This is a genomic window from Uliginosibacterium aquaticum, assembly GCF_012972705.2.
In the GTDB taxonomy this organism is placed as follows: domain Bacteria; phylum Pseudomonadota; class Gammaproteobacteria; order Burkholderiales; family Rhodocyclaceae; genus Uliginosibacterium; species Uliginosibacterium aquaticum.
The window spans coordinates 613,981-640,211 of the sequence record NZ_JABCSC020000003.1 but is presented as its reverse complement, the minus strand read 5'-3'; the positions used below and the strand labels follow the sequence as shown (position 1 = coordinate 640,211).

Sequence of the window (26,231 nt, the reverse complement as noted above, 5' to 3'; positions counted from 1 at the left end):
CATGGCCGACAAGCGCACGCCCGAGTGGATGCAGCGCAAGGAGCGCGGCTCCATGTTCTGGCTGCGCGTGATGCGCTGGATCTCGCTAACTTTCGGGCGTAGCGCCTCGCGCCTGATCGTGTACGGCATCGCCCTCTACTTCCTGCTTGCCGTGGCCCCGGCCCGCGCCGCCCTGCGCGAGTTCCTGCCGCGCGTACTCGGCCGCCCGGCCGGCTGGCTCGATCTGTACCGCCACATCCTGGCTTTTGCCAGCACCATCCACGATCGCACCTATCTGCTCAACGACTGCTTCGAGGAGTTCGATCTGCGCCAGATCGGCGCCGAAGTCCTCCACGAACTGCATGCCCGCGACGGCGGCTTCTTCCTGTTCGGCGCCCATGTCGGCAGCTTCGAAGTGATGCGCAGCCTGGCACGCGCTAACCCCAGGCTCAAGGTGAGCATGGCGATGTACCCGGACAACGCCCGCCTGATCAACTCGGCGCTCTCCGCCATCAACCCGGACGCCATGCAGGACATCATTCCGCTGGGGCGCCTAGATTCGATGCTGGAGGTACACAACCGCCTGATCGAGGGCGCCATGGTCGGCATCCTGGCTGACCGCGCCAGCGGTGACGACGCCTACGAGACACTGGATTTCCTCGGCAGCCCGGCGCACTTCCCGAGCGGCCCCTTCCGCATGGCGGCGATGCTGCGCCACCCGGTATTCTTCATGATCGGTCTGTACCGTGGCGGCAAGCGCTACGACGTGCACTTCGAACAGATTGCCGACTTCAGCCAGGTAGGCCCGCGCGAGCGCGATGCGGCCATCCGCGCTGCGATGGAAAGCTATGTGCGGGTGCTCGAAAAGCATGTGCGCGCCGCGCCCCACAACTGGTTCAACTTCTTCGACTTCTGGAAATCCGCCCGTGCCGAGCACTCCTGATCTTCACGCCCGCCTGCGCCGTCTGCTTGGCGCGGTGCTGCTGCCCGCCCTGCTGCTCGCCCCCCTCGCCGCCCAGGCCGCGGAATGGCCCGCGGCCGAGCTCTTCAAGCTGCTCGCCCAGCAAAAATCCGGCCGCGCCAGTTACATCGAAAAGAAATACATCGGCATTCTCGACAAGCCGGTCGAATCCTCCGGCACGCTGGCCTTCACCGCGCCGGACAAGCTTGAAAAACGGACCCTCAAGCCGCGCCCCGAGCTGCTGCGCCTGGAAGGCGACAAGCTCTACATCGAGCAGGCCGGCAAGGCCCCGCTCAACCTGAACCTTTCGAGCTATCCGGAAGTGGCCGCCTTCGTCGACAGCATTCGCGCCACCCTGGCCGGCGACCGCAAGGCGCTCGAAAACAGCTATCAGCTCAACCTGCTGGGCTCGGCGGATAAATGGCAGCTGATCCTGCTGCCGAAATACACCAGCATGAGCGCCATCCTCACCCGCATCGCGATCAGCGGCCGCCAGGGTGAAGTGCAGCGCATCGAGTTCGCACTGGCCGATGGCGACCATTCCGAGATGCTGATCAGCAAGGTGGGGCCGTGATCGCCCGCCTGCGCACCCACGCCCTGCCGCTGGGCCTGTGGCTGCTGGCGCTGGCCGCCTGCGTCACGGTGATCCTGCACACCCGCTTCATCGCCGACCTCTCGGCCTTCATGCCCAAGGCCCCGAATGCCCGTCAGCAGATGCTGATCGAGCAGCTGCGTGACGGCATCATTGCCCGCCTCGTGATGGTGGGCATCGAAGGCGGCGATGCGGCCAGCCGCGCCGAACTCTCGCGCCAACTGGCGGCCCGCCTGCGCCAGGACCCGGCCTTCGTCGGCGTGCAGAACGGCGAAGCCTCGGTCGAGACGCGCGACCGCAGCTACTTTTTCGACAACCGCTATCTGCTGAGCCCGGCGATGAGTGCCGAGCGCTTCAGCAGCGAGGGCCTGCAGGCGGCCATCGGCGCCTCGGTGGAGAAACTTTCGGGCGACGCCGGTCTGATGCTCAAGAAGCTCCTGCCGCACGATCCAACCGGTGAAACCCTGGCCCTGCTCGAACAGTTCGCCGGTGGCCAGCAGCCGCGCCAGCTCGAAGGTGCCTGGGCCTCGCGCGACGGCACACGCGCCCTGCTGCTGGTCCAGACCCGAGCCGACGGCTCCGATACCGACGCCCAGGCCGCCAGCCTCGAGCGCGTGCGCGAAACCTTCGCCAGCCTGCCCGCGCACCAGGCGGGACATCGCCTGCTGCTGAGCGGCACGGCGGTGTTCTCGGTGACGTCGCGCGAGCGTATCCAGAGCGACATCCACCGCCTTGCAATCGGCAGCAGCATCCTGGTGATCGGCCTGCTGCTGGCGATCTATCGCTCGCCACGCCTGCTCGGCCTGGGCCTGCTACCGGTGGCCAGTGGCTTGGTGGCTGGCATCGCTGCGGTGAGCCTCGTCTTCGGCAACATCCACGGCCTCACGCTCGCCTTCGGCTCCACCCTGATCGGTGAATCAGTCGATTACTCGATCTACTACTTCATCCAGCGCGCTGCCGGCATCGAGGCCTCGCGCTTCTGGCGCACCATGTGGCTCGGCGTACTGTGTTCGCTGGCCGGCTTCGCTGTGTTGCTGGTCTCCGGCTTCCCGGGCCTCGCCCAGCTTGGCGTGTTCTCGATGGCCGGCCTGGTCGGTGCGGCGCTGGTCGCCCGCCATGTGCTGCCGGCCTTGATGCCGCAGCAACTGCAGATCAGCGATCTGTCCGCCCCGGCCCGCCTGCTCGACCGCATCTTCCGCAGCCTGCGCCGCCTGCGTCCGCTGCTGCTGGCCGGCGCGCTCGCCGCCACGGCCTGGATCCTGTGGCAGGGAGATACCATCTGGAACCGCCAACTCAACGCCCTGAGCCCGGTGACGCGCGCCGAGCAGGATCTGGACATGGCCCTGCGCAATGACATGGGCGCGCCGGACATGCGCTACATCGCCGCGCTCACCGCGCCGGATGCCGAGCGCGCGCTGCAGGCGGCCGAAGCCGTGGGCCAGGTGCTGCGCGCCGAAGTGGCGGCCGGGCGCCTCGGTGGCTTCACCTCGCCAGCCCAGTTCCTGCCCAGCCGGCAGACCCAGCAGGCCCGCCAGCAGGCCCTGCCGGATGAAGCCAGCCTGCGCAGCCGCCTCGGCGACGCACTGCGCGAGCTGCCGGTGCGTGCGGAGCGCCTCGAAGGCTTCGTGGCCGATGTGCAGAAAGCACGTCAGCAGCCCCTGCTGAGCCGGGCAGATCTCGCCGGCAGCTCCGCCGCGCTGGGCGTTGACTCGCTGCTGATCCAGCGCCAGCAGGACTGGCTGGTGCTGCTGCCGCTGCGGGCGCCGGCGGGCCAGGAAGAGCTCGACACCCGCGCGCTGGAAGCTGCCCTGCAGGGGGCCGGGCAATCCGGCGTGACGGTGCTGGACATCCTCGAAGAATCCACCAGCCTCTTCGCCAGCTATCTCTCCGAAGCCAAGCTGCTGGTGGCCTGCGGCATGGGCGTGATCTTCCTGCTGCTGCTCGCCGCCCTGCGCTCCCTGCCGCGTGCGCTGCGCGCCGTGGCACCGCTGGCCTGCGCCGTGATCGGTGTGACTGCCGGCCTGCTCGCCAGCGGCACCAGTCTCACCATCCTGCATCTGATCGGCCTCTTGCTGGTCGTAGCAATCGGCCGCAACTACACGCTGTTTTTCGACGCCGGCAGCCACGCCGGCAACGCCGAGCAGCAACGCCAGGTACAAGTCTCGATCCTGGTTGCCAACCTCACGGCAGTCGGCAGCTTCGGCGTGCTGGCCTTCTCCTCGGTGCCGGTGCTCGCTTACCTCGGTTGCACCGTCGGCCCCGGCGCCTTCCTGGCACTGGTGTCGGCCGCCATCCTCGCACGAGATCAGGATGCGTCTGCTCACTGACCCTCATCCGGGCGGCAGCGAGCGCCTGCTGATCCTGCTGCCCGGCGCCGAAATCGCGCTGGAGGATTTCGCGCGCCAGGGCTTCATCGCCGCCGTGCGCGAGCGTGGCTACGCCTTCGACATCCAGTGCGCCGCGCTGGACTACACCCACGTCATGGCGCGCACGGTGGAAAGCACCCTGCACACCGAAGTCATCCAGCCGGCCCAGACCGCCGGCTACCGCCAGATCTGGCTCGCCGGCATCTCGCTGGGCGCCTTCAACAGCCTGCTCTACGCCAGCCAGCACGCAGCGGAACTTGCCGGTCTGTGCCTGCTCTCGCCCTACCCCGGTACCGGAGACATCCTGGGCGAGATCCGCAGCGCTGGCGGTCCGCAAAGCTGGCTCGAGACACCCGAGGCTCAGCAAGGCGACGAACGCGTGTTCTGGCGCTGGCTCGCCGAATGCCAGCGTAGCGACCACTGGCCCTGCCCGATTCACGCCATCACCGGCACGGAAGACCGCTTCATCCGCGGCCAGCGGCTGCTGATGGACACCCTGCCCGCCACCTGCCGCACCGAATTGCCCGGCGCGCACGACTGGCCGGCCTGGCAGGCGCAGTGGGCACACTGGCTGGACCACGGCCCCTGGAGCCGCGCATGAAGCTGAGCCCCTTCATGCGTTTCTCGCTGGGCCTGCATGGCGCGCTGGCCGTGGCCCTGCTGCTGCGCCCGGATTGGTGGCCGGTGCTGCTGGCGATCTTCGTGCTGGACCATCTGGTGCTGGGCCTGGCCGGCATGTGGCCGCAGAGCACACTCCTCGGTGCCAACATCACCCGTCTGCCAGCGCACGCCGCGGCGCGGCGCGAGGTGGCGATCACCATCGACGACGGCCCCGACCCCGCCGTCACCCCGCAGGTGCTGGCGATCCTCGCCGCCCATGGCGCCGTGGCCAGTTTTTTCTGCATCGGCGAGCGCGCGGCCAGGCATCCTGAACTCGTGCGCGCCATGGTGGCCGCGGGTCATGCGGTGGAGAACCACGGCATGCATCACCGCAATCACCTCGCCTTCTCCGGCTTTGGCGGCTGGCGCCGCGAGGTCGGCAGCGCGCAATTCACGCTCAGCGAACTGGCCGGCACGCCACCACGCTTCTACCGGGCGCTGGCCGGGCTGCGCAATCCCTTCCTGGACCCGGTGTTGCAAGCCTTGGGCCTGCATCTCGCCACCTGGAGCCGGCGCGGCTTTGACACCCGCTGCAGCGATCCCGCCGAAGTACTCGCCCGCCTGTGCAAAGGGCTAGAGCCCGGCGCCATCCTGCTCCTCCACGATGGCCACGCTGCGCGCGATGCGGCCGGCCAGCCGATCATTCTCGGCGTCCTGCCACGGCTACTCGAAACCCTCGCCGCACGCGGCCTCACCCCGGTCACCCTGCGCTCCTGTCTGCCATGAAGTCCAGCCTCAAACGCCATCTCCTCGATCGCGCCACCGCGCCCTACCGTGGGCTGGGCGTGTTCCACTACCGCTGGGGGCGCGGCAAGCTCGGCAATGATCCGATCTTCTGCGCCCTGCTGGAGCGCCAGATCTTTCCGGACGGCGCACGCATCACCGATCTGGGCTGCGGCCGCGGCCTGCTCGCAGCCTGGTTCCTCGCCGCCGAGCGCCTGGCCGATGAGGGGCAATGGCCCGACGACGTCACGCCACCGCCCCGCGGCTTGCGTTTTCGCGGCTGCGAGCTGATGGGCCGCGAAGCCGAAGTCGGCAACCGCGCCTTGCAGCCGCTCTACCCGGGACGCGTCGAACTCTCCGGCGGCGACATGCGCGCGGCCGACCTCTCCGGGCTGAACGCCATAGCCATCCTCGATGTACTGCACTACATCGACTACGCCGAGCAGGATCGCCTCCTCGACAAGATTCGCTCAGCACTGCCCGCCGGCGGGCTGTTCCTGACCCGCGTGGGCGATGCCGAGGGTGGCCTGCGCTTTCGCATCAGCCAGTTGGTGGATCGCGGTATTTCCTTCGTCCAGGGGCATCGCCTGCCGCGCATGTGGTGCCGCCCGGTGAAGGCCTGGGTGGCCGCACTGGAGGCACGTGGCTTCAAGGTGGAATGTCTGCCCATGAACGGCCACAACCCCTTCGCCAACGTGATGCTGATCGCCCGCGTGCTGCCCTAGGGTCTGTTGACATTCACTCGCCGGATCGCGGTGAAGCGTATGGCTTGCGGGACAAGGCGCGCGACGCAGTGCGGGGTGGCTCCCCCGCACAAGGAGTGCAACGCAGTAGCGCGAGCCATACGCTTCACCCCTCCGGGCTCGGACGCTTTGGACGTGGAGCTGCGTTGCAGCTTCTCGGCAGGGGGCCACCCTGACTTCGGCGCAGCGCCTTGCCCCCCGACCAAAGCGCCACGAGCGCGACCGGCGGATGAATGTCAACAGACCCTAGCCGCAACGGGTTCCGGCGGCCCAATCCAGCCATCTCCAGCCTGGCTTTGACAATACAGAGGGGCGGGCCCCGGCCCATCAGGTAAAATCCGCGCGCCAACCCAGATCGGAGCCCTTGTGCAGCCCCTCCGCCTTACCGCTTACACCCTCGCCAGTGCCCTCGGCAGCGGCCTCGATGCCACGCTCGCCGCGCTGCGTGCGCAGCGCAGCGGCCTCGCGCGCCAGCACTGGGAGACTGTCGATCTCGATACCTGCATCGGTTCCGTCGCCGGGCTGGATGATGCGCCGGTACGCGCCGACCTGGCGGCCTTCGATTGCCGCAACAACCGCCTCGCCCAGCGCGCCCTCGAATGCGACGGCTTCACCGATGCCGTGCGCGACGCGATTGGCCGCTATGGCAAGACCCGCATCGGCGTGTTCCTCGGCACCAGCACCTCAGGCATCCTGAGTTCCGAAATCGCTTTCCGCCACCGCGATCCGGCCGCCGGCGGCTGGCCGGAGAACCACGACTATCGCCACACCCACAACAGCTATTCGGTGGGCGATTTCGTGCGCAGCTATTTCGATCTGCACGGCCCGGCCTGGGTGGTGTCCACCGCCTGTTCGTCCTCGGCCAAGGTCTTCGCTGACGCCCAGCGCATGATGGCCTGCGGCCTGATCGACGCAGCCATCGTCGGCGGCGTCGACTCGCTGTGCCTGACCACCATCTACGGCTTCAACTCGCTGCAACTGGTCTCGCCCAACCCCTGCAAGCCCTTCGATGCGAACCGCGACGGCATCTCGATCGGCGAAGCCGGCGCCTTCATCCTCGTCGAGCGCGGCGAGCTGGCGCAGCCTGGCGACATCGTCATGAGCGGCATCGGCGAGTCGAGCGATGCACACCACATGTCCTCGCCGCATCCGGAGGGCCTTGGCGCCAAGCTCGCCATGCAGGCCGCGCTGGACATGGCCGGGCTCCAGCCGGCCGACATCGACTACATCAACCTGCACGGCACCTCGACGCCCAGCAATGACGCCGCCGAAGACAAGGGCGTGGCAAGCCTGTTCGGCTCGCAAACCCCGTGCAGCTCGACCAAGGGCCACACCGGCCACACCCTGGGCGCCGCCGGTGGTGTCGAAGTCGTGATCTGCGCGCTGGCGCTCACGCATGATTTCGCACCGGGGGGCGTCGGCACCCGCGAAATCGACCCGAAGCTCACCAGCCACTACCTGCTCGCCAACGAAGCAAAGCCGATGCGCCACACGCTCAGCAATTCCTTCGGCTTCGGCGGCAGCAACAGCAGCATCGTGCTCTCGAAGCTGGCAGCCCCCACCGCCGCCCCTTCGGCCCGCGCCGGGCAGGACAGCCTGAACGTCGGCGTCGCCGGCATCGGCCTCTACGGCCCCGGCCTGAATGGTTGGGAAACCGCGCAGGCCTTGCTGGCCAGTAACGCCCCGTTTGAACTCACGCCGCTCACTCTTCCGCCGGCCGAAGCCTTGCCGCCGGCCGAGCGCCGCCGCGTCGGCCTGCCGATCAAGCTGTCGATGGCCATCGGTTTCGATGCGATCAAACAGGCCGGCGTGGATGCCAGTCAGCTCGCCAGTGTGTTCTCCTCCACCGGCGGCGATTGCGACAATTGCCACGCCATCCTCGAAGTGCTGGCCAGTGACGATCGATCGGTATCACCGACCCGCTTTCATAACTCGGTGCACAACGCCCCGAGCGGCTACTGGGGCATCGCCACCCACTGCATGGCGCCTTCCACCAGCTTGTGTGCCTACGACGCCACCTTTGCCGCCGGCCTGCTCGAAGCCGCCAGCCAGGTCGCCACCACCGGCCAGCCCTGCCTGCTGCTGACCTACGACACTGCTTACCCCGAGCCGCTGTATTCCTGCCGGCCGATCCCGCATGCCATCGGCGTGGCCCTGCTGCTGACACCGCAAGCCAGCGAAAAAAACCTGGCAGAACTCGCCATCCGCCTCGGCACAGCACAGCCGGATGCCATGGCCGATGCCACCCTCGAAACGCTGCGTCAGCGCGTGCCTGCAGCCCGCGCTCTGCCGCTGCTGCACAAGCTCGCCCGGCGTGAAACCGGCAGCGTCGTGATTGACTGCTTCGATGATCTTTCGCTGACGATCGAGGTCAGCCGGTGATGTTTGATCGGGCATGGATCGTAGCCAGGATTCCGCACGCCGGCGCCATGTGTCTGCTCGATGCCGTCACCCGCTGGTCGCCGGAAGCGATCCACTGTACGGCCAGCAGCCAGTGCCTGGCAGATAACCCGCTGCGCGCAGGCGAGCGCCTTGGCCCGGCCAACGCCATCGAATACGCGGCCCAGGCCATGGCCGTACACGGTGCCCTGCGTGCCGGAGCGGACACCGCCCCACGCGCGGGCTTCCTGACCAGCGTGCGCGAAGTGGAATTCCATACCGACCGGCTTGATCAAGCCGAGCAGCTCGATATCCACGCCGAGTGCCTTTCCGGCGAGGGAAACCACCTCATGTATGCATTCCGCATCAAAGCGGCCAGCCGAACGCTGGTCAGCGGGCGTGCCAGCGTGATGCTGGATGCCGACAACACCCCATGAACTGCGGTAGGGCCGACCTCAATCGGCCAGCCACGCGCGGTGTGCGACGGAAGTCGCACCTACGTTATCTACCAAGGAGTCAGCCATGAAACGCGCTCTCATCACCGGCGGTAGCGGCGCTATCGGCGCAGCAATCGCCCGCAAGCTGGCCACCGATGGCCTGCACGTGATCGTCCACGCCAACAGCAATCTCGCCGCCGCCACCGCACTGGTCGCCGAACTCACAGCTGCTGGCCTCTCCGCCGAAGCCTGTCAGTTCGATGTGGCCAACCCTGATGCCACCACTGCAGCCCTCGAGAAGCTGCTCGAAGCCGGCCCCATCCAGGTGCTGGTCAACAACGCCGGGATCCACGACGATGCCGTCTTCCCTGGCATGAGTCGCGAGCAATGGAGCCGCGTGCTGGACGTGTCGCTGAACGGTTTCTTCAACGTCACCCAGCCACTCACCATGCCGATGATCCGCTCACGCTGGGGACGCATCATCACCATCTCGTCCATCGCCGGCATCACCGGCAACCGCGGTCAGGTGAACTACTCTGCGGCCAAGGGCGCCCTGCACGCGGCGAGCAAATCGCTGGCGCTGGAACTCGCCAGCCGCAACATCACCGTGAATGCGGTGGCGCCCGGCATCATCACTTCGGACATGACCAAGGATGTGTTCGACGCCGACACCATCAAACAGCTGGTGCCGATGAAGCGCGCCGGCAAGCCGGAAGAAGTCGCCGCCCTGGTGGGCTTTCTCGCTTCGGATGCGGCGGCCTACATCACCGGGCAGGTCATATCCATCAATGGCGGCATGATCTGAAAAATCAGAGAAGCAGAGTGACAAAGATCCGCCACGCATACCAAAGACATGCAGCGACAAAACAAGAAAGCCCCCTGCATCTATACTCCAAGCTTTCACTAATGGAGTAAGCACGTGGGACGCTTTCGCACTTTTCACATCCTGCTATGTGCCTCTGTCGCTGCGCTGGCCTGCATGGAGGTACCCGCGCAGAATCTAGCGGAACCGACAACGAATCTGAATCTGGCGATTCCGGCAGATGTTCTGAAAGAGCAAAACCACTTTTCCCGGCAACCCAGCGAACCGATGCGGCAGTCAGCCGTAGAGTCTCAGCAGGCAAAGCCGGAGCCAAGCTGCAAGGATGCTCCTGGCAAGTGCTCCACCAAAGTCCTTCTGCAGATGCTTTCGGCTGTACAAACTCCTTATTACAGGGTTGAAAGCTGCCCAAAGAATGGCCTCAAACCAGACTTCTGCAAACCTTGATCAAGCCCTCTGATATCTGCAAACCAGCCTTGGTAAAGATATATGACCAATCGCCCCATCCCCTCTGCCACCTGGCTGCATCGCCTGAACCTGCGTCAGCGCAAGAAGCTGCGCGTGGGCGAACACCGTGAGACCGGCTTCGAACTGCGTCTCGTATTCAGCGAAGCGCTCGATGCACGCGCCTACATGCCGGTGTGGGAAGGCCTGCGCGCCTGTGCCCGCGAAGAGGGCTTGATGCTGGTGGGGCTGGGCGGCCAGCTGCCGCTGAGCGAAACCGACGCCTTCGTGTGCAGCGAAGGCCCCGGCACCGTCAGCGAAGAAGCCCGTCAAGCCGTGCTGGACTGGCTCAAGACGCAGGCCAGCGTGCGCGAAGTGGAAGCCGGTCCGCTGAAGGATGCGTGGTACGGCTGGTAAGCCATTGTCGTAGGTGCGACTTCAGTCGCACGCCACGCGTGAATGGCCGACTGAAGTCGGCCCTAGATCCCGCGCTTCAGCCACTCCACCCGCTGCGCCTTGGCCACGGCCGGCTCGAACTTTTCCTTCTCGCGTGCCCGCAGCTGGCCGCAACCGCCATCCACGTCCTGCCCGGCCGAGTCGCGCAGCTTGGTGAGCACGCCGGCCTCGGTAAGGCGCCTGGCGATCGCGCGGGCCTTGTCCCATGAGGGGCGCTGGTAAGGCAGACCTTCATTGGTGTTGTAGGGAATCATGTTGAGCAGGCCGTACTTGCCAGCCAGGAGGCGCACGATGCCTGCCAGTTCGGCTTCGGAATCGTTGATGCCTTCGAGCAGAGTCCACTGATACTGGATCGGATAGCCGGTGGCGCGGGCATAGGCTTCGGCCTGTTCGACCAGCCAGGCCGGATCGAGACGCGGCGCGCGCGGCAGCAGCTCCTCGCGCAGCTTGGCGTCGGTGGTATGCAGCGACACCGCCAGTGCTGGCTTCACCGGGCCTTGTGGCAGGCGCTCAAAGACGCGCGGATCGCCCACCGTGGAGAAGACGAGGTTCTTGTGGCCGATGTCGCCATAGAGGCCAAAGACTTCGATCGCCTCCATGACATTGTCGAGATTGTGGGCCGGCTCGCCCATCCCCATGAACACGACTTTCTTCACCGTGCGCTGGCGGCGAGCCAGCACCAGCTGGGCGGCGATCTCGGCGCTGCCGACCTGGCGCAGCAGACCGTCCTGCCCGGTCATGCAGAACACGCAACCGACCGCGCAGCCGACCTGGGTCGACACACACAAACCGTCGCGCGGCAGCAGCACGCTCTCCACGGTCTGACCATCGAGCAGGCCCACCAGCAGGCGCGCCGAGCTGTCCTCGCCCGGGTGGCTGCTGCGCAGCGTGGCCAGCGCCGTGAGTTCGGTCTCGATGCCGGGCAAGGCATCCCGCACCGCCAGCGGCAGCACGTCTTCAGCCTTCTTGCGCCCGGCCGTGAGCGGCTGGCCCTGCAGCCAGGCACGCAGGATGCGCTGCTCGTGCGCCGGTTTGGCGCCGAGCGCGCGGAGGTGATCACGGAGCTGGCTGATGAGCATGATGCTTGACGCTGTAGGTGCGGCTTCAGCCGCACATGACGGGCTGAAGACCGCCCGACAAAGCTCGCTTACTCCGGCTTGGTGGCCTGGTACTCGGCCAGGATGGGCAGCCCCTTGGTGTCGATATAGCGACGGGCATTCACGAAACCAGCGGCTTCCAGCGTAGCGACAACCTGGGCGGCGGGCACGCAGGCCTCGATGGTGTCCCAGTAATAACGCCACAGTTTGCAGGTGCCCTTCTTCTGGCGGCCGACCACGAAAGCCAGCAGCGGCACAATGCCCTTCATGTAGATCTTGAGGAAGAAGCGGCCCCAGGACGACTCGGGGCGGGTGATTTCGAGCAGACACAGCTTGGCGCCCGGCTTCATGACGCGGTAGAACTCACGGAAAGCGACTTCCAGATCACTGATGTGGCGCAGCGCGTAGCCCATGGAGAGGAAGTCTGCCGTGCCGTCCGGGAAGGGAATCGCTTCGGCGCGGCCTTCCACCAGTTGCACGCCGGCCGGCAACTTGGCCTGGGCCATCATGCCGGGGCTGGGATCGACGCCGGTGACCAGTGCGCCATCGCCGACGATGCGAGCGGCTTCCTTGGCAACCAGGCCTGTACCGGTGCCCACGTCGATCACGCGCATGCCGGCCTTGAGGCCCGCACGCTCGAGCGCCTGACCGCGATACCAGGGGCCGGTGCCGAGACCGAGGATGGTCTCCATGCGGTCATAGTCTTCCGCAGTGGAATCGAACATCTCGCGCACGAAGCCGGCACGCGCATCCTCGTTGGCGTAATAGTCGGTCAGCGGCTGGTGCGGCGCATGGGCCGGCGTGAGTTTCGGATCGGTGGACATGATGACCTCGGGTCAGGAAGTTGATTCAGGAAAAAAGTTTGCGGCAAACCAGCAACGGCAAACGCATGCCGAAACCGAACATCAGGCGGATGTGCATCCAGGTGAGCAAACGGTTGTCGCGCCAGTAATTAAAGTGCGACACGCCGCCCTCCTCGGCCGTGAGGTATTTCACCGGCGCATCGAGATTGAGCGGGCGTACGCCGCGCCAGCACATGCGCACCACGGCTTCGGGATCGAAATCAAAGCGGCGCATCCAGCGCTGGCCGCGCATCACGGATCTCAGTGGCTCGACCGGGTAGACGCGGAAACCGTAGAGCGAATCGCCGATGCCCATCCAAAGGGTTTCGAGGTTCGCCCACCAATTGGAAATCTTGCGACCCTTCACGCGCAGCGCCGGGGCGCTGGCGTCGAACACCGGCTTGCCCAGCACCATGCAAGTGGGGTTTTCTTGCGAAGCCGCCATGAAGGCCGGGATCAGCTCCGCCGGATGCTGGCCGTCGGAATCCATGCTCAAGGCATGCGTGAAGCCGAGCTTCGCCGCTTCATCGAGCCCATGCAGCACGGCCGCGCCCTTGCCGCCGTTCTGCGCCAGCACGATCACGCGCAGTTCGGGGTCGGTCGCCGCCATCTCGCGCAGGCCGGCATCCGTGCCATCGGTGCTGCCATCCACCACCACCCACACCGGGCTCCACTGCGCCCGCGCGGCACGCACGGTTTCATACACCTTGGCGCCGGGGTTGTAGCTGGGAATCAGGACGAGATGGGTCTGGGAGGGCGTCGGCATGTCAGTCGGGAAGCGGCGGGCTGCGCATTTCGCGCGCAAAGTAATCCTGCAGTTCGGCCGTGAAGGCAACCGGGTCATCCGGCGGAGCAAAGCGCTGACCAAGGCGGACGCGGAAATGCATCGGCATCACGGGCGGGCGGAACAGCGGCCAGCCCTTGCCGAGAAAGCGCGTGTCCTGCTCGATGATCACGGTCTGGATCGGCACCCCGGCACGATGGGCCACATAACCGGTGCCTGCGCGGAACGGATTCAGCACCGGCGGCGTTTCGGTTCGCGTGCCTTCAGGAAACAGCAGCAACTGGCTACCAGCGCGCAACTGCTCGACGGCAAGATTGATCGAACCGATGAACCAGTCATTGCGCACATAGCCGGCCAAGCGCGCGCCGGCCCCCCATAGTGGGTTGTCCAGCAGGCTGGCCTTGAGCACGCAGGCGACATTGGGCAAGCGCGAGATCACCATCAGCGCGTCCAGCAGGCCTGGATGATTCGGCGCAATGATCAGCGGGCCGGCCTCGCGCAAGGCATCCAGTGCCCGCAGATCGAAGTGGCCAATGCCGAGCCGGCGCAACCACCACAGGTACAGGCGGAACCCCAGCATGGCAATGCGGCGACCGAGACGGATGCCCCCCTGACGGGGCAGGAGCAGGTTCAGTGGCAGGGCCACTGCGGTCCACAACAGGCAACCCGCAGCCAGCGAACCCAGGCCGAGGTGCAAGGCAAGGAAAGCATGCGCGCGGCGCAGCAACAGAATCAGGGACTTCATCTTGCGCACCGCCTCAGTCGTCGCCGACTTCGACCATCTCCGAGGATTGCGCCAGGGTCCAGGTCACGCCGATACCGGCGGTAAAATACGTCTTGCGCCTGACCAGCGGACTATCCTCAAAAGCCGCGCCTTTCAGCGTATCCCAGCGCGCGTAGGCGCCCACCCAGGTCTTGCCGAACTTGCGTGACACAGCGCCGAGAAACTGCCAGCCGGTATAACCGCCGCTGGCCGAGTAGGCCGGGCGGTCAGCGCGCGCATATTGCTCGTCGACCGAGTAGAAATAGGCGTTCAGATGCTTGTCCTGAAAGGTCGGGCCGGTCACCAGCCCCACGCGCCAGCCTTCGGGTAGCCCCACATTGAGGAAATCCAGATTCAGGCGCGGCGAGAACAGCCAGCCGCTGTAATGCATGCCCTCGCGCAACTCGAAGGCCGCACGCGCCGGCAGGCGCAGGTCCAGCCGAGTGTCCTGGTTGTCGCTCTGCCACAGCTTGAAATCGAGCGAGGGGCCGAATTCGATCATCGGCTTCAGATCGCTCATACCCTGACGCGCCTGGTTATTCTTGCTCTTCACCGGCGGCGTGGCACCGGCGCTCAGGTTCAGCTCGACCTTGTCCGAATCAAAAAGCGTTGCACGCACACCATTGCGATCGGCCTTGAGCCAGTCAAAGCGATAGGCCGCATACGGAAAGGGCAGCAGCATCTCATTGGCTTCATCCGAGCCACGGTAATCCGGCAAGGTCGCAGCGGCCACCCCCATGCCCAGCTCCCAACGCGGCTTGAGCTCGGCCTGTGCGGGCAGCGCCAGGAGAAGCAAGAACAGCAGCAGCGCCTTCATGCGCCCGCTCCGAGAAAACCGAAAGCCTCGATTTCCACCAGCAGCTCGGCACGACAGACATCGGCGCGCAAATACATGATTTTCAGATCCTTGCCCAATTCAGCCTCCAGCACACGCTGCACGGCAACGACGTCTTCCGCATGGCGGACGAAAACCTTGAGCGTCAGATCACGCGCCGCAAAGCGTCCGTGGCGGGCGCGGCGATTGGCCTCGCTCAGCACAGCCTCGACATTGCGCAGGGTTTCCTGAGTCTGCGCGGCCACTTCGCCCGGATGCACGCTCTCGTGACCAACGATGCTGGCCGTACCGGAAATGAACAGCACCTCCTGCGTGGGCAACTGCAGCAGACTGGCACGCGAAAATGTCGGAGCCCGCGGACCGTATTGCTGCGGGTAGCTCCAGGCGCTGAGCTGGCGCGGATTTTCGATCGCCAGTGGCGCATGCCGCGAAGCGAGGAAATACACCACCAGCGCATCGCCACCACAGCCCAGCGCACACGCCGAGGGAGAACCGGCCAGATGCGGATGACTGCCTTCGATGAAGGCATCCTGACGGCCGACATTGAACTCGCGATAGCGCTCCATGCCTCCCCCTGCCTCATTGATACGCGGCAGGTAATTCCAGAAACGCAGCAACTGTGGCATGCCCTCACGCTCGAGGCAGGCAAAGATGTCGCGATAGGCGGCAAAGCCAAGAGCCTGCATGCCACGCCCCGCCTCGGGCAGGCTCAGGACTCCGAACAGGAAATCTTCGCTGCGGCGATAAGCCACAGCCCCCAGACGCCCCTCGCTGAGCGTGCCATCACAGTGCCAGGCATGCAGCAAGGAGGTTTGCGAAGTGGCGAGCAGGGGCATCGGCACATGCACCGCCCCCGGCAAGGCCAGCGCCTCACCATAAACCGCCGCCCCCAGCCATCCGGAAGCCTCTGCAGCAACATCCGGCACCTGCAGACTCAGGGACAAAAAACTCACGACACCGCCTTGAACGCCAGCACGGCATTGCTGCCGCCAAAAGCAAAAGAGTTGGATACGGCCGCGCGCAAGGGCACGTTGCACAGGCCCTCGCCCATCACATGCCGCACGCCGCGGCAATCTTCGGCCACATGATCGAGATGCGCGGTCGGCGGCACTTCACCACGCGCCAGGGCCAGCACAGTGATCAGCGCCTCCAATGCACCGGTGGCGCCCAGCAAGTGGCCATGCATGGATTTGCTGGCACTGACCAGCAATTGCTCCGCATGCACCCCGAAGACCTGACGCAGCGCCTCGATCTCTGAGGGATCTCCCTCGCGGGTTGCCGTGCCATGGGCGTTCAGATAGCCAATCTCTTCAGCCGCCAGGCCCGCCTCGCGCAGCGCCAGGTTCATGGCGCGGGTCTGGCCGTAGGCATCCGGCTTGACCAGATGCGTGTGATCGCAGCTCTGGCCATAGCCGGCCAGCTCGCAATAGATACGGGCGCCACGCGCCTGGGCATGCGCCCAGTCTTCCAGCACCAGCGCCGCGGCACCTTCGCCGAGGACCAGACCGCTACGCCCTTCCTGAAAGGGGCGGCAAGCCATGAAAGCCGTTTCTTCGTTCCCTTGCGCCACCACGCGCATGGCTTCCCAGGCGCGCATGATCGAGAAAGACAGCGGCGCCTCTGAGCCACCGGCAATCACCATCTGCGACTCACCGCTCTGGATCCGCCGCATCGCCTCACCAATCGCAATCGCCGAGGAAGCACAGGCCACCGAATAGGTCAGGCAAGCCGAACCGAGGCCCAGATTGATGGCCAGATGCGAGGCAGCCGCATTGTTCATGACCAGCACCACCGATAGCGGATGGGCGCGGTCCTTGCCGTGCACGAAGAAGTCGTTATAGCCCTTCTCCATGCTCATCGTGCCGCCGATGCCGGTGCCCCAGGACACGCCGTATTCGTCACGCTCTTCACCCTGGCGTGGCATGCCCGCGTCGTCCCAGGCCGCAAAACCGGCAGCCACACCCAGCTGGGCGTAACGGTCGGTCACGGCCGCCAGGGGGCGGCCGAGTACAGCTTCGGCGTCAAAGCCGGTGCACACGCCTGCGGGCTGAGCCAGTGGCGCAGGCGAAGCAGGATGTTGATGGAGGCGAACGGCAGACTCGCCACGCATCAGACGCGCGAAGAAGTCCTGAGCGTCCATCCCGCCAAAGGGATTGACCAGCCCGACGCCAGTCACCGCCACACGGCGGCGGCCAGCATTACTCATTCGGAATCGCAGCGTCGGCCGGCTTGAGTTTTTCGAAGATCTCGATCAATTCACCCACGGTCTCCGGGCGCGGCAGATCGTCCGGCATGCGCACGCCGAACTTGTCTTCCATATCGAACATCAGGTCCAGCAAGGTCAAGGAGTCCACCCCGACTTCTTCGAGCTTGCTTTCCAGCGTCACGTTTTCCGGCGGATTCGGCACCCGGCGCTTGATGAATTCCTGCAGCAGTTCGAGAGTTTCCATGATTGTCTTCGTAAAGCGGATTTGCGGAATTTTAATCCAGCCTCGCCCCAGCCTGTTGAACTCTTGTTCAAATCAGGGGTCAGGCGTTGCTCCAACGGTAATCCACGCTCAGCGGCGCGTGATCCGAGAAGCGCTGCGCCTTGTAAACGGCGGCCTGCTCCACCCGCCCAGCAAGGCCAGGCGTGACCAGCTGATAGTCCAGCCGCCAGCCCACGTTCTTGGCCCAGGCCTGACCACGATTGCTCCACCAGGTGTAGCACTCGTCAGTCGCCTCGGGATGCAGGCGGCGATAAGCATCCACCCAGCCCTCGGCCAGCCGTGCCGCGATCCAGCTCCGCTCCTCGGGCAGAAAGCCGGAGTTTTTCTGGTTGCTCTTCCAGTTTTTCAGGTCAATCTCGCGCTGAGCGATATTCCAGTCCGCGCAGATCACCACCTCCCGCCCGCTGCTACGCAAGGCGGCCATGCGGGGCGCGAACTCGTCCATGAAACGGAATTTGGCCTGCTGCCGCTCTTCCGAACTGGAGCCGGAAGGCAGGTAGAGCGCCACGACCGACAAGCCCCCATCCGGCGTATCGAAGTCAGCCTGCAGATAGCGCCCCTCTGCGTCGAACTCGGCCACCCCGATGCCGCTCGCCACTGCCGCGGGGGGCTGGCGCGTGTAAATGCCCACGCCGCTATAGCCTTTCTTCTCGGCACAGTGAAAATGCCCCTGCAAGCCGTGCGGATTCAGCATCTCTGCCGTCAGATCAGCTTCCTGCGCCTTGAGCTCCTGCAGGCAGACCACATCTGCCTCCTGCAAGGCCAGCCAGTCAAAGAAGCCTTTGGTCGCTGCGGAGCGGATGCCGTTGAGGTTGGCAGTGATGATGCGTAACATTCAGCGTGTTTTCTTGTGGATGATTGATTGCCGTGGATTTTAGCCGTGATTTCCTCGCCCTTGCCGAGCGCAAGGGGGTTTTACGCTTTGGCGAATTCAAGACCAAGGCCGGACGCCTGTCGCCGTACTTCTTCAATACAGCCTTGTTTGATGACGGCGCCTCCTTCGGCGAGCTGTGCCGCTTCTACGCCCAGGCCATCGGCGCGTCCGGCATCGCTTTCGACACCCTCTTCGGCCCGGCCTACAAAGGCATTCCGCTCGCTGCCGGTACCGCCATGCAGATGGCCGCCCAGGGTCGCAACATCCCCTTCTGCTTCAACCGCAAGGAAGCCAAGGATCATGGCGAAGGGGGCACCCTGGTGGGCGCACCGCTCAAAGGCCGCGTGATCGTGGTCGATGATGTGATTTCGGCGGGCACTTCGGTACGCGAGTCCGTGGAAATCATCCGTGCCAATGGCGCCGAGCTGGCCGGCGTGGTGATCGCCATTGATCGCATGGAGCGCGGCACCGGCGCCAAGAGCGCAGCCCAGGAAGTGCGTGACGCCTTCGGCGTACCCGTGGTAGCCGTCGCCACGCTGGACGATCTGATGGCTTTCATTGCCGATGACGCTCGTCTCACCGAATACCTGCCGGCGGTGCAAACCTACCGGACCACCTACGGAGTGAGTTGAAATGCCCGTGCGCGCCTTGCTCGTGCTGCCCTTGCTGCTGATGCTGGCTGCGCCCGCACAGGCTCAGACGCGCACGTATTGCTGCAATGACAGCAGCGGCCGCCGCAACTGTGGTGACAGCCTGCCGCAGATCTGTTACGACCGCGCTTACTATGAAATTCTGGGCGGCCGGGTGATACGTGAAGTCGAGGCGCCACTGACGCCCGAGCAGAAAGCCAGGCGCGAGGTTGAGCTGCGCGCCCAACGCGCCAAGGTTGCCAAGGAGGCCGAAGCCCGCCGCCGCGATCAGGTGCTGCTGGACTCCTACGCCACGGTCGGTGAGCTGGATCGCCGCCGCGATCGCGACATCGGCAACATCGAAGGCGAAATCCGCGCCGCGCGTGCCCGTGAAGCCGACCTGGTCGCCCAGAACGCCCAGCTCGAAAAGCAGAAGCCGGCCAAGGGAGCAATTCCGCGCACCTTGTCAGAAAACATTGCCGTGAATGCTTCGGAGCTTGAAGGTATCCGTCAGGTGATCGCCTCCAAGCTCCGCGAGATCGAGCAACTGCGGACCAGCTTCGATGCCGACCGCAAGCGCTACGTCGAACTCACCGAAACCCCCGTCGTTCCGCACAGGTAAGGCCATGAGCGACAGCCGCCGCAGTGTCCGCGCCGTCTGCCCGCATGATTGCCCTGACACCTGCGCGATGCAGGTCACGGTTGAAGACGGACGAGCCACCGCAGTGCGCGGTGCGCCGGACGTGGCGATCACGCGCGGCACCCTGTGCAGCAAGGTCGCCCACTACCTGGAACGTACTTACTCCGAGCAGCGCCTGCTGTATCCGATGAAGCGCGTCGGCAAGAAAGGCGAAGGGCGCTTCGAGCGCATCAGCTGGGAACTGGCGCTGGACACCATCGCTGAAAAATTTCGCCAGCTCGCCGCGACCGATCCGCGCAGCATCCTGCCCTACAGCTACGCCGGCACCATGGGCCTGGTGCAGGGCAGCTCGATGGACCGGCGCTTCTTCCACCGCCTCGGCGCCAGTTTCCTTGATCGCACGATCTGCGCCGAAGCCGGCTATCAGGGCTACAAGGCCACCATCGGCGCAACCCTCGGCACTGATCCGGAAGCCTTTGCCGACGCGCCTTACATCCTGATCTGGGGCAGTAACCCGGTTGTTTCCAATCTGCATCTGTGGGCGCGCATCGTTGAAGCCAAGCGCAAGGGTGCCCGCGTGGTGTGCATCGACCCGGTCCGCAGCCTCACCGCCGAGAAGTCTGACTGGCACCTCGCACCGCTGCCCGGCACCGATGGCGCGCTGGCACTGGCCCTGATGCATGTGCTGATCCGTGATGGACTGGTCGACGAAGACTACGTCGCGCGCTACACCACCGGCTACGCCGCCCTGAAACGCCGCGTCGCGGACTGGACGCCAGAGCGGGCTGCCGGCGAAACGGGACTGGCTGCCGCCGACATCGAACAACTGGCCCGCGAATACGGCCAGGACGGCCGCCCCGCCGCCATCCGCGTGAATTACGGCCTCAACCGCTGCGCCGGTGGCGGCTCCGCCATGCGTGCAATCAGCTGCCTACCGGCGCTGACCGGGCACTGGCGCTGGCCACAAGGCGGCATCCTGCTGTCCACCTCCGGCACCTATGGCACTGACAGCCATGCCTTGGAACGCCCCGACCTCTATCCCTTCGACTCGCGTTTCCCGCCACGCCACGTCAACATGAGCGCGATCGGCGACGCCTTGCTCGAAGCGGACGACCCGGCTATCCGCGCGATCATGGTGTACAACTCGAACCCGGTCGCCGTCGCGCCCGATTCGAACAGGGTGCGGGCCGGCTTTGCCCGCGAAGACCTTTTCTGCGTGGTGCACGAGCTATTCCAGACCGATACCGCCGACTTTGCCGACATCCTGCTGCCAGCCACCAGTCAGCTGGAGCAGTGGGATATTCACAAATCCTACGGTCATCTCAACGTGATGGTGAACGAGCCCGCCATCGCCTCGCTCGGTGAAGCGCGGCCCAATACCTGGGTCTTCCGCGAACTCGCTCGCCGCATGGGCTTTACCGAACCCTGCTTCGCCGAAACCGACGAAGAGATCGGCGCCCAGGCCTTCCGCAAGGACCATCCACGCAGCGGCAACATCGACATGGCAAGTCTGCAAGCACAGGGCTGGCAGCGCCTGAACGTGCCGACGCCCTATGCACCCTTCGCCGAGGGGGGCTTCCTGACCCCCTCCGGCAAGTGCGAGTTCTACTCCGACACTTTGGCGCACCAGGGCATTGATCCGCTGCCACATTACATACCGCCGCGCGAGGGGCCGCGCAGCAACCCAGCGCTGGCTGCGAAATACCCACTGGCCTTCGTCAGCCCCCCCTCACGCCACTTCCTGAACTCCAGCTTCGCAAACCTGCCACGCTTTGTTGCAGCCGAAGGCAAACCCTGGCTGGACATGCATCCGGCCGATGCCGCTGCACGCGGCCTGCAGAACGGTGCGCGGGTACGCATCTTCAACGCTCGCGGCGCCTTCCACGCCAGCCTGCGCGTCGATGCAGCCCATCCCGGGGTACGCGAGGGCGTAGTCAGCGCCCCCTCGATCTGGTGGCAGAAACTCTCCGGCGACGGCTGCAACGCCAACGCCGTCACCTCCCAGGCGCCCACCGATCTGGGCAAGGGAGCGACCTTCTACGACTGCCTGGTCGAGGTCGCTGCTGCTGCGGACTGAGCCCTGCTTTTCCTGAAGCAATCAGGCCTGCAGCCCCACTCCACCCTCCAGCTTTCCGCTCAAGTTCACCACCCCACCGGAAAGTTCCCAGCCAATAGTTGCAATTTTCGCAACAATTAATTGCCTACAAGCAGATTCAACGCAATTAACGCCTTGTGTAAAGTCCGCTTCATCCTGACTTGAAGGCTGCGCCTTGCCATGAGTTCCTCCCGCCCCGGCTCCTACACCCGTACCGCAATCCGCCTGCACTGGCTGCTGGCCCTCGGCCTCTCCGCCACCCTGGCGCTTGGCTTCTACATGAGCGACCTGCCTTTCTCCCCAGCCAAGCTGCAGTACTACTCCTGGCACAAGTGGGCCGGCATCACCCTGCTGTTGCTGGCCGTATTCCGCCTCGGCTGGCGCCTCACCCACCCGGCTCCGGCCGCCCCGGCGGGGATGCCGGCCTGGCAGCACGCAGCATCGGAATGGACGCATCGCCTGCTCTATCTGCTGATGCTGGCGATTCCGCTTTCAGGCTGGCTGATGAGCTCGGCCAAGGGCGTTCCCACCGTGTATTTCGGCGTGCTGCCGCTGCCTGACCTGCTCGAACGCAATGTTGAACTTGGCAAACAGCTCGGCCAGCTACATGGCGCCCTCAATTTCGGCCTGCTGGGCTTGGTCGCCCTGCATGCTGCTGCCGCCCTCAAACACTACGTGATCGATCGTGACGAAGTGCTGGGCCGCATGCTGCCCTTTCTGAACAAAGCCTGACTCCCTTCCCGCTCCGGAACCGCCATGAAAATCCGCCTCGCCTACACCCTTCCCCTGTTGCTGAGCCTGCTCGCCTCCACTGCAGCACAGGCCGTCGAGTACAGCCAACTCCTTGCCGACAAGAGCAGCCTGGGCTTTTCCTACCGCCAGATGAATGTGCCAATGGATGGCAGCTTCAAGCGTTTCAAGGCTCAGCTCGCCTTCGACCCGGCCCAGCCGGCCAAAGCCAGCGCGGCCTTCGAGATCGAAGTGGCCAGCATCGATGTGGGCTCGGCGGAAGGCAATTCCGAGGTCAGCGGCAAGCTGTGGTTCAACACAGCCACCCACCCGACTGCGCGCTTCGTCTCCAGCGGCATCAAGGCACTGGGCAATAACCGCTTTGAAGTAGCCGGCAAGCTCACGATCAAGGGCAAGACCCTGGATGTCAGCACCCCGGTCAGCTTCAAGGCCGACGGAGCCAACGGCGTTTTCGAAGGCGCTTTCACCATCAAGCGCGCTGACTACGCCATCGGTGAAGGCATGTGGGCCGATTTCGGCACCGTGGCCAACGACGTCCAGATCAAGTTCCGCCTGCTCGCCGCGGCAAAGAAATAAACAGTTCCATCCCCACCCCACCCAAAGGATTGTCACCATGAAAAAAATCATCGCAGCCCTCGTCCTGACCGCGGTTTCCGCGACCAGCTTCGCCGCCCCTGAAAGCTTCGCCATCGACCCGACGCATACCGCGCCGCGCTTCGAGTACAACCACTTCGGCTACAGCAACCAGCAGCACCGTTTCGACAAGACCAGCGGCAAGATCACGCTGGATCGCGCAGCCAAGACCGGCGCCGTGGATGTGGTGATCGACGCCAAGTCGGTCAACACCGGCTATGAAGTGTTCAACGGCCACATCCAGGGCGAAGACTTTTTCGACAGCGCCAAGTACCCCAGCATCAGCTTCAAATCCACCGCCGTGAAATTCGAGGGCGACAAGCCGGCGTCCATCGAAGGCAACCTCACGATGAAGGGCATCACCAAGCCCGTGACCCTCACTGTCACCAACTTCACTCTGGCGCCGCATCCGATGATGAAGAAGGACACCATCGGCGCCAACGCCGTGGCCACACTCAAGCGCAGCGATTTCAACATGGGCAAGTACGCCCCCTATGTGTCGGACGAAGTCACCCTGAGCATCTCCGTCGAAGCCATCAAGGAATAAACGCCTCCCGCTTCGCCGCCCAAGGGCCAGCCACGCGCTGGCCCTTGGCGTTTCCGGCAGGCCAGACTGCGCCGCCCGCTTCAGGCATCATCCGGAAAAACACTAAGCGCCGCCCCCGGCATCTCGAACCGCATCATGGAATTCCGCCACCACGCCCGCATCAGCGAAATCCCGGCCCGCGCCTGGGACGCCCTGGCGCCGAATGACCAGCCCTTCCTGCGTCACGCCTACCTGCACGCACTGGAGGCCACCGCCTGCGTCGGCGAAGGCACGGGCTGGCAAAGCGCCCACGCCGCCCTATGGGACGACGGCCGGCTGCTCGCCGCCATGCCGCTCTATCTCAAGCAGCACTCAATGGGCGAATACGTGTTCGACTGGTCCTGGGCCGAGGCCTACGCCCGGCACGGTCTCGACTATTACCCGAAGTGGCTGGCGTCCATTCCCTTCACGCCAGTGCCGGGTCAGCGCGTGCTGGGCGTGGACGCGGCCTGTCGCCGTGCGCTGCTGGGTGGCGTTCTGCAAGCCGCCCAGCACAGCGGCCTGTCGTCCCTGCACCTGTTGTTTGCGGCAGCCGATGAAGTGCGCTGGGCACAGGAATTGGGCTGCATGCGCCGCACCAGCGTGCAGTTTCACTGGCACAACGCGGGCTATCGCAACTTCGAGGACTTCCTTGCCGCACTCAGCGGCGAGAAGCGCAAGAAGATCCGCCAGGAGCGCCGCCGCGTGGCCGAAGCCGGCGTTAGCCTGCGGGTGCTAGAAGGCGCGCGGATCAGCCGGCAGGACTGGGCCTTCTTCACCCGCTGCTACGCCCGCACCTACGCCCTGCACCGCTCCGCCCCCTATCTCAATCTGGATTTCTTCGAACTACTGGGCGAGCGCCTGCCGCAGCATTGCGTTCTGCTGATCGCCCATCAGAGCGGGCAGGACATCGCCGCCAGCCTGCTCCTGCGCGACAGCACGAGCCTCTACGGACGCTACTGGGGCACGCTCGCCGACGTCAGCTGCCTGCACTTCGAAGCCTGCTATTACGCACCGATCGAATACGCCATCCAGCACGGGCTGCAACGCTTCGAAGGCGGTGCCCAGGGCGAGCACAAGCTCGCACGCGGGTTGCAACCGGTGGAAACCAGCTCGCTGCACTGGCTCGCCGACGCACGCTTTGCCCGTGCCGTGGAAGACTTTCTGGCGCGGGAATCAGACGGCATGGCCCAGTACATCAGCGAACTGGAGGCGCGCAACCCACTGCAGCGCCAGAATCCGCTCCTCCTGCGCAGTGCGGAAGAGAACTGAACACCCGCCCGCCATTCCGCAGTCGGCCCTGCCCCGCGCGCCCAATTCCACCGTACACTTGCGCCTTGCCCGCCCATCCGGCGCTCATCACCGAACCCGATCATGACTCTGCGCGTACTCACCGGCATCACCACCTCCGGCACCCCTCACCTCGGCAACTACGCTGGCGCCATCCGCCCTGCGATAGCCGCCAGCCGCCAGCCCGGTGCCGAAAGTTTCTTCTTCCTGGCCGACTACCACGCCCTGATCAAGTGCGACGACCCCGCGCGCATCCAGCGCTCACGTCTCGAAATCGCTGCCACCTGGCTGGCTAGCGGGCTGGACACCTCGCGCGTTACCTTCTACCGCCAGAGCGACATCCCCGAGATCCCGGAACTGAACTGGCTGCTCACCTGCGTCACCAGCAAGGGCATGATGAACCGTGCCCACGCCTACAAGGCCAGCACCGACGCGAATGAAGCCGCGGGCGAAGAGCTGGATGCCGGCGTGACCATGGGCCTCTACTGCTACCCGGTGCTGATGGCGGCCGACATTCTCATGTTCAAGGCACACAAGGTGCCGGTCGGCCGCGATCAGATCCAGCACATCGAAATGGCACGCGACGTCGGCCAGCGCTTCAACCATCTCTTCGGCGCCGGCCGCGAACTCTTCGTGCTGCCCGAGGCGGCCATCGAAGACAACGTCGCCACCCTGCCGGGGCTGGACGGCCGCAAGATGTCCAAGAGCTACGACAACACCATCCCGCTGTTTGAAGGCGGCGCCAAGGCGCTCAAGGCTGCGGTGGCGCGCATCGTCACCGATTCGAAACTGCCCGGCGAGCCGAAAGATCCGGACAACAGCCACCTCGTCACCCTCTTCGACGCCTTCGCCACGGCTGACGAGCGCGAACAATTCCGCGCCGACCTGCGCGCGGGTCTCGCCTGGGGTGAAGCCAAGCAACGCTTCCTCACTGTGCTGGAACGCGACCTCGCCCCGATGCGTGCCAAGTACGACGAACTGATGAGCCGCCCCGAGCACATCGAAGCGCTGCTGCAGGAAGGTGCCGCCAAGGCCCGCGCGGTCGCCACGCCGTTTCTGGCCGAGCTGCGCGAAGCCGTCGGCCTGCGCCGCTTCAATGCGATTCCGGTCGCGGTTGAAAAGAAGGCCGAAGCCGCCGCACCGCAGCTGCCGGTGTTCAAGCAATACCGCGAAGCCGACGGCAAGTTCTACTTCAAACTCAGCAGCCACGATGGCCGTCTGCTCCTGCAGAGCCAGGGCTTCGATTCAGGCCGCGACGCTGGCCAGTGGGTCGGGCGCCTCAAGAGCGAAGGCGCTAGCGCGCTGGACAGCGTGCCGGCGAGCTTCGGCGAAGGCGTTGCTCGCGAGGATGTGGCAGCGGCGCTGGGGGCGTTTGCGGGGTGAGC

General features: G+C 65.2%; 27 protein-coding genes. 18 read left to right on the top strand and 9 right to left on the bottom strand.

Annotation, left to right across the window (positions count from 1 at the left end):
- Position 1 precedes the first annotated feature (1 nt).
- The 10 genes from HJ583_RS14345 (at position 2) to HJ583_RS14300 (ending at position 10,521) form a co-directional block, all read left to right on the top strand.
- Positions 2-922, top strand: a complete 921-nt coding sequence (locus HJ583_RS14345; RefSeq protein WP_170022722.1) for an LpxL/LpxP family acyltransferase — start codon at positions 2-4, stop codon at positions 920-922.
- On the top strand, positions 906-1,514 hold the full coding sequence (locus tag HJ583_RS14340) for a LolA-related protein (RefSeq protein ID WP_328824900.1): 609 nt from the start codon (positions 906-908) through the stop codon (positions 1,512-1,514). Before HJ583_RS14345 ends, HJ583_RS14340 begins: the two co-directional genes overlap by 17 nt.
- Positions 1,511-3,859, top strand: coding sequence for an MMPL family transporter (locus HJ583_RS14335; RefSeq protein ID WP_328824899.1), 2,349 nt, complete (start codon positions 1,511-1,513; stop codon positions 3,857-3,859). Before HJ583_RS14340 ends, HJ583_RS14335 begins: the two co-directional genes overlap by 4 nt.
- Positions 3,843-4,499, top strand: a complete 657-nt coding sequence (locus tag HJ583_RS14330; protein WP_170022534.1) for an alpha/beta fold hydrolase — start codon at positions 3,843-3,845, stop codon at positions 4,497-4,499. Before HJ583_RS14335 ends, HJ583_RS14330 begins: the two co-directional genes overlap by 17 nt.
- On the top strand, positions 4,496-5,284 hold the full coding sequence (locus HJ583_RS14325; RefSeq protein ID WP_170022533.1) for a polysaccharide deacetylase family protein: 789 nt from the start codon (positions 4,496-4,498) through the stop codon (positions 5,282-5,284). Before HJ583_RS14330 ends, HJ583_RS14325 begins: the two co-directional genes overlap by 4 nt.
- Positions 5,281-6,006 (top strand): class I SAM-dependent methyltransferase, encoded by a 726-nt coding sequence (locus HJ583_RS14320; protein ID WP_170022532.1) that lies wholly within the window; start codon positions 5,281-5,283, stop codon positions 6,004-6,006. The genes HJ583_RS14325 and HJ583_RS14320 overlap by 4 nt, the downstream gene beginning before the upstream one ends.
- 384 nt (positions 6,007-6,390) lie before the next feature.
- Complete coding sequence (locus HJ583_RS19355; RefSeq protein WP_328824898.1) at positions 6,391-8,406, top strand: beta-ketoacyl-ACP synthase; 2,016 nt, start codon at positions 6,391-6,393, stop codon at positions 8,404-8,406.
- A complete protein-coding gene (locus tag HJ583_RS14310) occupies positions 8,406-8,840 on the top strand; it encodes a 3-hydroxylacyl-ACP dehydratase (RefSeq protein WP_170022531.1) in 435 nt (144 codons plus the stop codon). Before HJ583_RS19355 ends, HJ583_RS14310 begins: the two co-directional genes overlap by 1 nt.
- Positions 8,841-8,925: 85 nt before the next feature.
- The gene (fabG, locus tag HJ583_RS14305; protein WP_170022530.1) at positions 8,926-9,645 is read left to right on the top strand and encodes a 3-oxoacyl-ACP reductase FabG; all 720 of its coding nucleotides are present in this window, start codon (positions 8,926-8,928) and stop codon (positions 9,643-9,645) included.
- A 504-nt stretch (positions 9,646-10,149) separates the two neighbouring features.
- Entirely contained in the window at positions 10,150-10,521 is a 372-nt protein-coding gene (locus tag HJ583_RS14300) for a 50S ribosome-binding protein YggL (RefSeq protein WP_170022529.1), read from the top strand.
- Positions 10,522-10,583: 62 nt separating this feature from the next.
- Here HJ583_RS14300 and HJ583_RS14295 read toward each other — a convergent pair whose 3' ends face one another.
- The 9 genes from HJ583_RS14295 to HJ583_RS14255 form a co-directional block, all read right to left on the bottom strand.
- Positions 10,584-11,639 (bottom strand): RNA methyltransferase, encoded by a 1,056-nt coding sequence (locus HJ583_RS14295; protein WP_170022528.1) that lies wholly within the window; start codon positions 11,637-11,639, stop codon positions 10,584-10,586.
- A gap of 68 nt (positions 11,640-11,707) precedes the next feature.
- Positions 11,708-12,481: a class I SAM-dependent methyltransferase gene (locus tag HJ583_RS14290; RefSeq protein WP_170022527.1), complete on the bottom strand. Its 774-nt coding sequence runs from the start codon at positions 12,479-12,481 to the stop codon at positions 11,708-11,710.
- Positions 12,482-12,506: 25 nt separating this feature from the next.
- Complete coding sequence (locus HJ583_RS14285) at positions 12,507-13,265, bottom strand: glycosyltransferase family 2 protein (protein ID WP_170022526.1); 759 nt, start codon at positions 13,263-13,265, stop codon at positions 12,507-12,509.
- A 1-nt stretch (position 13,266) separates the two neighbouring features.
- Positions 13,267-14,028 carry a lysophospholipid acyltransferase family protein gene (locus HJ583_RS14280; protein ID WP_170022525.1) on the bottom strand — a complete coding sequence of 254 codons (762 nt, stop codon included), beginning with the start codon at positions 14,026-14,028 and terminating at the stop codon, positions 13,267-13,269.
- 13 nt (positions 14,029-14,041) lie between these two features.
- Entirely contained in the window at positions 14,042-14,863 is an 822-nt protein-coding gene (locus HJ583_RS14275; RefSeq protein ID WP_170022524.1) for a MipA/OmpV family protein, read from the bottom strand.
- On the bottom strand, positions 14,860-15,834 hold the full coding sequence (locus tag HJ583_RS14270) for a chorismate transformation enzyme, FkbO/Hyg5 family (protein WP_328824897.1): 975 nt from the start codon (positions 15,832-15,834) through the stop codon (positions 14,860-14,862). Before HJ583_RS14270 ends, HJ583_RS14275 begins: the two co-directional genes overlap by 4 nt.
- On the bottom strand, positions 15,831-17,087 hold the full coding sequence (locus HJ583_RS14265; protein WP_170022523.1) for a beta-ketoacyl-[acyl-carrier-protein] synthase family protein: 1,257 nt from the start codon (positions 17,085-17,087) through the stop codon (positions 15,831-15,833). Before HJ583_RS14265 ends, HJ583_RS14270 begins: the two co-directional genes overlap by 4 nt.
- Complete coding sequence (locus HJ583_RS14260) at positions 17,080-17,331, bottom strand: acyl carrier protein (protein WP_101943242.1); 252 nt, start codon at positions 17,329-17,331, stop codon at positions 17,080-17,082. The genes HJ583_RS14265 and HJ583_RS14260 overlap by 8 nt, the downstream gene beginning before the upstream one ends.
- 79 nt (positions 17,332-17,410) lie before the next feature.
- Positions 17,411-18,205 (bottom strand): exodeoxyribonuclease III, encoded by a 795-nt coding sequence (locus HJ583_RS14255; protein ID WP_170022522.1) that lies wholly within the window; start codon positions 18,203-18,205, stop codon positions 17,411-17,413.
- A 32-nt stretch (positions 18,206-18,237) separates the two neighbouring features.
- Here HJ583_RS14255 and pyrE point away from each other — a divergent pair, with 32 nt between their 5' ends.
- The 8 genes from pyrE to HJ583_RS14215 all read left to right on the top strand — a co-directional run bounded on the left by pyrE (position 18,238) and on the right by HJ583_RS14215 (position 26,229).
- Positions 18,238-18,876, top strand: coding sequence for an orotate phosphoribosyltransferase (gene pyrE / locus HJ583_RS14250; protein WP_170022521.1), 639 nt, complete (start codon positions 18,238-18,240; stop codon positions 18,874-18,876).
- Position 18,877: 1 nt separating this feature from the next.
- A complete protein-coding gene (locus tag HJ583_RS14245; RefSeq protein WP_170022520.1) occupies positions 18,878-19,495 on the top strand; it encodes a hypothetical protein in 618 nt (205 codons plus the stop codon).
- Between the two features lie 4 nt (positions 19,496-19,499).
- Positions 19,500-21,590, top strand: a complete 2,091-nt coding sequence (locus HJ583_RS14240; protein WP_170022519.1) for a molybdopterin-containing oxidoreductase family protein — start codon at positions 19,500-19,502, stop codon at positions 21,588-21,590.
- A 198-nt stretch (positions 21,591-21,788) separates the two neighbouring features.
- A complete protein-coding gene (locus HJ583_RS14235) occupies positions 21,789-22,340 on the top strand; it encodes a cytochrome b (RefSeq protein WP_101943234.1) in 552 nt (183 codons plus the stop codon).
- Positions 22,341-22,364: 24 nt separating this feature from the next.
- Positions 22,365-22,934 carry a YceI family protein gene (locus HJ583_RS14230; RefSeq protein ID WP_170022518.1) on the top strand — a complete coding sequence of 190 codons (570 nt, stop codon included), beginning with the start codon at positions 22,365-22,367 and terminating at the stop codon, positions 22,932-22,934.
- A gap of 37 nt (positions 22,935-22,971) precedes the next feature.
- Positions 22,972-23,538 (top strand): YceI family protein, encoded by a 567-nt coding sequence (locus HJ583_RS14225; RefSeq protein WP_170022517.1) that lies wholly within the window; start codon positions 22,972-22,974, stop codon positions 23,536-23,538.
- A gap of 135 nt (positions 23,539-23,673) precedes the next feature.
- On the top strand, positions 23,674-24,828 hold the full coding sequence (locus tag HJ583_RS14220) for a GNAT family N-acetyltransferase (protein WP_170022516.1): 1,155 nt from the start codon (positions 23,674-23,676) through the stop codon (positions 24,826-24,828).
- A gap of 102 nt (positions 24,829-24,930) precedes the next feature.
- Positions 24,931-26,229: a tryptophan--tRNA ligase gene (locus HJ583_RS14215; protein WP_170022515.1), complete on the top strand. Its 1,299-nt coding sequence runs from the start codon at positions 24,931-24,933 to the stop codon at positions 26,227-26,229.
- Positions 26,230-26,231 lie beyond the last annotated feature (2 nt).